Source organism: Erwinia sp. (assembly GCF_049696395.1).
Classification (GTDB): domain Bacteria; phylum Pseudomonadota; class Gammaproteobacteria; order Enterobacterales; family Enterobacteriaceae; genus Erwinia.
On sequence record NZ_JBAVTT010000015.1, the window covers coordinates 37,227 to 43,446 of the forward strand.

Consider the following 6,220-nt stretch of genomic DNA (forward strand, 5'->3'; position numbering starts at 1 on the left):
AACAAAATCAGTGGCAGCGCCCGCTTTTGGCACAGCCCGTACAGGGCTGGTCAGTAACCACTCTTAACGTCAGGCGCTCCGGCGGTAAGGTCAGGGTTTTCAGCCGCAGCCACAGCAGCAGATTGAAACCAGCAACGGCCAGTACTATCAGGCTGCTGGACTGAGGATGCTCGGTGAAGGTGGCCAACTGATAAAACACGGTGGCCAACGAGTAAGCCAGATTCAGTCCCCAGCCAATCGAGAAAAACATCCAGCTTCGGCTACTTTCGCGGGCAATCGCCCCCATCACCGACACGCAAGGGACATACAGCAGTACGAAGATCAGATAGCTGTAGGCGGCTGCCGCATTGCCGAACTTACTGTGCATAATCCCCATCGCGCCTGTCGCCATTTCGCCGTCGCCTTTGCTGGCTTCAACCGGGTTTAACAGGACGCTCAGGCTGAATGTCTCTTTAACGCCATCCCAGGTTTCTGTCAGCGCCTGTTTAAGTTCCCCTGTCAGGCTAAAGCTGGTGGCGTCAAACGGCTGCTCGTGCAGGGCTTCAGCGGTGTAAAGCGTATTCAACGTCCCAACCACGACCTCTTTCGCCATTGCCCCGGTCACCAGGCCCACCGTGGCCTGCCAGTTATCTTGCTGTACGCCCATTGGCGATAACAGTGGCGTGAGGGCGCGACTGACGGTAGCCAGCGCCGAATCGTTGATGCTGTCTACCGGCTGACCACTGAACGAGAAGCTGTTCAGCGCGCCAATCAGTACGCTAACCACTACGATCACTTTACCTGCGCGCAGCACAAAGCTTTGCAGCCGCTGCCAGGTTTGCAGCAGCAGACTTTTCAGATGCGGCACATGCCAGGTCGGCAGTTCCATCACAAACGGCGACGCCTCACCTCGCAGCAAGGTTTTTTTCAACAGAAGCCCGGTCAGGATCGCGGCCACAATGCCTAACAGATAAAGACTGAACACCACCAGTGAGCCGCTCTGGCCAAAGAAAGCTGCCGCAAAGACGGCAAAAATCGCCAGCCTGGCACCGCAGGACATAAAGGGGGCCATCAGCACGGTCATCAGGCGTTCACGCGGGGCATCCAGCGTGCGGGCTCCCATAACGGAGGGCACATTGCAGCCGAAGCCAACAATCAATGGCACGAAGGATTTCCCAGGTAATCCCAGCGCCTGCATAAGACGATCCATCACAAAGGCGGCGCGCGCCATATACCCTGAGTCTTCCATCAGCGAGAGGAACAGATACATCAGGCCGATTTGCGGCACCAGAGGCATCACCGTATTAATCCCGCCACCGATGCCCTGAGCCAGGAATAGCGTAAGCGGCAGAGGGAAATGCAACATTGCCCCAATCCACTGCGTTCCGTGAATAAACACCGCAGCAGACCCCAAATCAAACAGCGGCTGCAGTGCGCCGCCCAGATTGATGGCAAAGAAGAACATCAGGTACATCACGAAAAAGAAAATCGGCAGCCCGAGCCAGCGGTTCAGCACCAGACTATCCAGCCTTGCTGAAAGGCGGTGCGGGGTAGCATTTTGGGGTACGGTGACGGCTTCACATACGGCATCAATCGCCTGATAGCGGGCCGCAGCAATCTTCAGGGGCGCTTGTTGCAGGTCTGAAAATACCTGAAGTTTTTCAGCGGCTTCGCTAGCCTGAGTGCGGCTGTAGATATCGCCCTCCAGCAGCTGTAATGCCAGCCAGCGGCGCTGTGCCGTGCTTCTGTCTGCAGGCATTGCCTCACTGAGTGTTGCCACTTGCGCCAGGATTTCAGCTGGATAGCTAACGTCGAACCGGCCTGAATGGCGTGAATGGCTGTCAATCGCCTGTTTAAGCTGTTCAATGCCCTTAGCGCGGGTAGAAATCAGCGGAATAACCGGGCAGCCAAGCTGGTTTTCAAGGGCAGGAACGTCGATATCAATCTGCTGGCTGGCGGCGATATCGAGCATATTCAGGGCAATAATACAGGGAACGCCCAGCGCCTGAAGCTGCTGAGTCAGCCACAGATTACGCGCCAGATTACTGGCGTCGACCACGTTGATCACCAGATCCGCTTCGCCGCTTAACATGTAGTGACAGGCAATCTGCTCGTCCAGCGAGCTGTCGGCTGAAAGAGTGGTCAGGGAGTAGGTGCCAGGCAGATCGACCAGCTGGACGGCGTGGCTTTTCGTCGTGAACTGGCCTTGTTTACGCTCAACCGTCACACCAGCCCAGTTGCCCACTCGCTGCCGCGCGCCGGTTAACTGATTAAAAAGCGTGGTTTTGCCCGAGTTAGGGTTGCCAATCAGGCCAATGGTGCAGGGTGTCATTTTGTTGCTCCTCTCAGCTCTGAGACGCCAGTTGCAGGAAGGCCAGGTCTTTTTTCCGCAGCATCAGACTGACGCGGCGAACTTCGATCTGTACCGGATCGCCCAGCGGGGCAATACGTTTGACCTGAAAGCTGGCTCCGGGGAGTAGCCCAAGCGAGAGCAATTTCTGCCGGAAAGCAGCGCTGACGGAGGGAGAGAAGCTGACGATTTTATAGTGCTGCTGCGAGACGATCTGCATAGTTCCACCTGGCGGCCGGAAGCGCCGTGATTATCAACGGTGGCAATTATAATGAGAACTATTCACGGTCTTATTGATGCAGAACAAGCTTGAGGGAAAAGAGAGAAGGGAGTCAAAAGCGGGCCCGCAGACCCGCTCTTATCACGGCTTAGCGTTTTTTACCGAAAGCCGCGGCGAGTGCATCACCCATCGCACTATTATTGCTGACAGCTGGCTGAGCCGCCGGACGAGGACGAGCCTTGCCCTGAGCTGGTTTAGCGTTATCACGGCCGGCAGTGTTGCCGCCTCCGCGACGGGCGTTGGTTTCGCCCGGCTGCTCGTCAAGACGCATGGTCAGCGCAATGCGCTTACGCTGCAAATCGACTTCCATCACTTTCACTTTGACAATATCGCCCGCTTTGACCACTTTGTGTGGGTCATCGATGAACTTGTCAGACAGTGAGGAGATGTGCACCAGACCATCCTGATGCACGCCGATATCGACGAAGGCGCCAAAGTTGGTGACGTTGGTCACTGCACCTTCCAGCACCATCCCCGGCAGCAGGTCGTTCAGGGTTTCAACACCTTCAGCGAACTGGGCGGTTTTAAACTCAGGACGTGGATCCCGGCCCGGTTTTTCCAGTTCTTTGATGATATCGGTCACGGTCGGCACACCGAACTTGTCGTCAGTAAAGTCGACGGCCCGCAGATTGCGCAGCTCGGTCGGGTTGCCCATCACTTCGTTCAACGCCTGCTGAGTCGCGGCCAGAATGCGCTGCACTACTGGATAGGCTTCCGGGTGAACCGTTGAAGCATCCAGCGGGTTATCGCCCTGGTTAATACGCAGGAAGCCCGCGCACTGCTCAAAGGCTTTTGGCCCCAGACGGCTGACTTTTAGCAGCTGCTGGCGATTCTGGAAGCGGCCGTTCTCGTCACGCCAGCTGACAATGTTCTGCGCCATCATTTTGCTCAGGCCCGCCACGCGGGTCAGCAACGGCACTGAAGCCGTGTTCAAATCGACGCCAACGCCGTTCACACAGTCTTCTACTACGGCATCCAGCTTCTTCGCCAGCTGGCTTTGGCTGACGTCGTGCTGATACTGGCCGACACCGATAGATTTCGGGTCGATTTTCACCAGCTCGGACAGCGGATCCTGCAAACGGCGAGCGATCGACACGGCACCACGGATGGAAACGTCGAGATCAGGGAATTCCAGCGAGGCCAGTTCAGAGGCGGAATAGACCGATGCGCCTGCTTCACTGACGATCACTTTCTGCGCCTGAACCTGCGGATATTGCTGTTGAATATCGAGGTAGAAGCGCTCTGTTTCACGTGAAGCGGTGCCGTTGCCGATGGCAACCAGCTCAACGTTATGTTTAGTGCAAAGTGCGGCAACGGCGGCCGCTGCCTTTGCCGTCTGGCCGGTGTGCGGATAAATCGTATCGAAGGCAACCAGTTTACCTGTGGCATCAACGATAGCGACTTTCACGCCGGTACGCAGGCCTGGATCGAGGCCCATCGTGGCGCGCATGCCAGCCGGAGCGGCCATCAGCAGATCGTGCAGGTTACGGGCAAAGACGTTGATAGCTTCATCTTCAGCACGTTCGCGTACGGTGCCCATCAGCTCGGTTTCGAGGTGCAACAGCACCTTGATGCGCCAGGTCCAGCTGACAACGGCTTTGCGCCAGCCATCAGCGGGAGCGTTATTCAGGCGCAGCTGTAAGTGATCGATAATGATCTGCTCGCCGTGGCTTTCGCGTGGCGGCTCATCAAACTGCGGATCGGGGTTTAGCGACAGCTGCAGGATCCCTTCATTGCGGCCACGGAACATCGCCAGCGCACGGTGAGAAGGCGCAGTAGCCAGCGCTTCGTGGTGGTCGAAGTAGTCGCGGAATTTCGCACCTTCGTCCTGCTTACCCTCGATCACGCGGGACACCAGATGGGCATTTTTCCACAGGTAGTCACGGACTTTGCCCAGCAGAGCCGCGTCTTCAGCGAAGCGTTCCATCAGGATATAGCGCGCGCCATCAAGGGCGGCTTTAGTATCAGCAACGCCTTTATCCGCATCCACAAAGGTCGCGGCAAGCTGCTCAGGGTCTTGCGAGGGATCCTGCCACAGCGTTTCCGCCAGCGGTTCCAGGCCAGCTTCAAGTGCGATCATCCCGCGCGTGCGGCGTTTTTGCTTATAAGGCAGGTAAAGGTCTTCGAGTTCGGTCTTGCTCAGGGTGTTGGTGATGGCGGTGCTCAGCTCATCGGTTAACTTACCCTGGTCGCCGATAGATTTCAGAATCGACTGGCGTCGCTCTTCAAGTTCCCTGAGGTAGCTCAGGCGGGTTTCCAGCATACGCAGCTGGGTATCATCCAGGCCGCCGGTCACTTCCTTACGATAACGTGCGATAAACGGCACGGTATTCCCTTCATCCAACAGACGGACAGCGGCATCAACCTGTTCTGCTCGCGCCTGCAGCTCACTTGCAATTATGCGGCTCAGCGAATCTTTCATCATCGGTTACTTTATGGCTTATAGACAGCGGACAGTTATACGGATTGCAGGCGGAAATTGCCAGTCGCCGGGCGACTCTCAGCGCCCAGATCCGCGTGATTAGGATTGTTTAACGTAATCGATAGCCACCACATACCACTTCGCATCGCCAACCGGCGTGGGGACTACCGCCAAATCGCCGACCTCTTTTTTCAGCAGCGCGCGGGCCATCGGTGAATCGATAGAAATGTAGTCATTACGGCCAAATATTTCGTCGTAGCCCGCAATGCGAAAGCGTTTAACGTCACCCTCGTCATTTTCAATTTCTACCCAGGCACCAAAGAAAACTTTGCCATCCTGTTGCGGGGAATACTCCACAACACGCAGCTGCTCCAGGCATTTGGTGAGATAACGCACGCGGCGGTCAATTTCCCGCAGGCGCTTCTTGTTGTACTGGTAGTCGGCATTTTCACTGCGGTCACCGAGGCTGGCGGCCCAGGTCACCTTTTTAGTCACTTCAGGCCGATCTTCCCGCCAGAGAAAGTCGAGTTCCTGCTTCAGCTTGTCGTAACCTTCGCGGGTAATCAGTTGGGTTTTCATCGTAATCCATTTCTTTCACAGGAATGCTGCGACTATTTTGTTGCGCGGCGCGCAGCGATGCAAATCTCTTCTGCATTTTTCTGCCGGCGCTTACTGATTGTTTGTCCTGACTATTCGCGCTGAAAAAGCTGTGCGCTAGCGCAGGTTTTTCGGTCAAAATTAAAGATAAGCTGCTGTTTAATATGCTTTGTAACAATTTCGGCTAGAATATAAACCATTATTGACTGTTACATTCAGGCATCTTTTTTGAAAATAATAGCTCGGGCAATTGCGCCTTTGGGAGTATCGACATGCAAGAGAACTACAAAATTCTGGTCGTGGATGACGACATGCGTTTACGTGCGTTGCTGGAGCGCTATCTGACCGAACAGGGTTTCCAGGTGCGTAGCGTAGCGAACGCTGAGCAGATGGATCGTCTGCTGACTCGTGAATCCTTCCACCTGATGGTGCTGGACCTGATGCTGCCTGGTGAAGATGGCCTGTCTATCTGCCGCCGTCTGCGCAGCCAGAGCAACCCAATGCCGATCATTATGGTCACGGCGAAAGGCGAAGAAGTGGACCGTATCGTGGGCCTGGAAATCGGTGCTGATGACTACATTCCAAAACCCTT

5 protein-coding genes are annotated in these 6,220 nt (G+C 55.7%); 1 reads left to right on the top strand and 4 read right to left on the bottom strand.

Annotated elements, in window-relative coordinates; translation table 11 throughout:
* Positions 1–7: 7 nt before the first annotated feature.
* The 4 genes from feoB to greB form a co-directional block, all read right to left on the bottom strand.
* Positions 8–2,311 (bottom strand): Fe(2+) transporter permease subunit FeoB, encoded by a 2,304-nt coding sequence (gene feoB / locus WCC56_RS02135; RefSeq protein ID WP_424690796.1) that lies wholly within the window; start codon positions 2,309–2,311, stop codon positions 8–10.
* Positions 2,312–2,324: 13 nt separating this feature from the next.
* Positions 2,325–2,549 carry a ferrous iron transporter A gene (gene feoA / locus WCC56_RS02140; RefSeq protein ID WP_424690797.1) on the bottom strand — a complete coding sequence of 75 codons (225 nt, stop codon included), beginning with the start codon at positions 2,547–2,549 and terminating at the stop codon, positions 2,325–2,327.
* A 148-nt stretch (positions 2,550–2,697) separates the two neighbouring features.
* On the bottom strand, positions 2,698–5,034 hold the full coding sequence (locus tag WCC56_RS02145; RefSeq protein WP_424690798.1) for a Tex family protein: 2,337 nt from the start codon (positions 5,032–5,034) through the stop codon (positions 2,698–2,700).
* A gap of 96 nt (positions 5,035–5,130) precedes the next feature.
* Positions 5,131–5,610, bottom strand: a complete 480-nt coding sequence (gene greB / locus WCC56_RS02150; RefSeq protein ID WP_424690799.1) for a transcription elongation factor GreB — start codon at positions 5,608–5,610, stop codon at positions 5,131–5,133.
* A 290-nt stretch (positions 5,611–5,900) separates the two neighbouring features.
* On the opposite strand from greB, the gene WCC56_RS02155 reads away from it, so the two are divergent.
* Positions 5,901–6,220, top strand: a 320-nt coding sequence (locus tag WCC56_RS02155; RefSeq protein ID WP_149016636.1) for a response regulator, incomplete at its 3' end; no start/stop codon positions are given.

What these genes read in the sequence shown, in the direction of transcription:
- feoB (WP_424690796.1), bottom strand. Translation starts at nt 2,311, where the DNA reads ATGACACCCTGCACCATTGGCCTGATTGGCAACCCTAACTCGGGCAAA.
- feoA (WP_424690797.1), bottom strand. Translation starts at nt 2,549, where the DNA reads ATGCAGATCGTCTCGCAGCAGCACTATAAAATCGTCAGCTTCTCTCCC.
- WCC56_RS02145 (WP_424690798.1), bottom strand. Translation starts at nt 5,034, where the DNA reads ATGATGAAAGATTCGCTGAGCCGCATAATTGCAAGTGAGCTGCAGGCG.
- greB (WP_424690799.1), bottom strand. Translation starts at nt 5,610, where the DNA reads ATGAAAACCCAACTGATTACCCGCGAAGGTTACGACAAGCTGAAGCAG.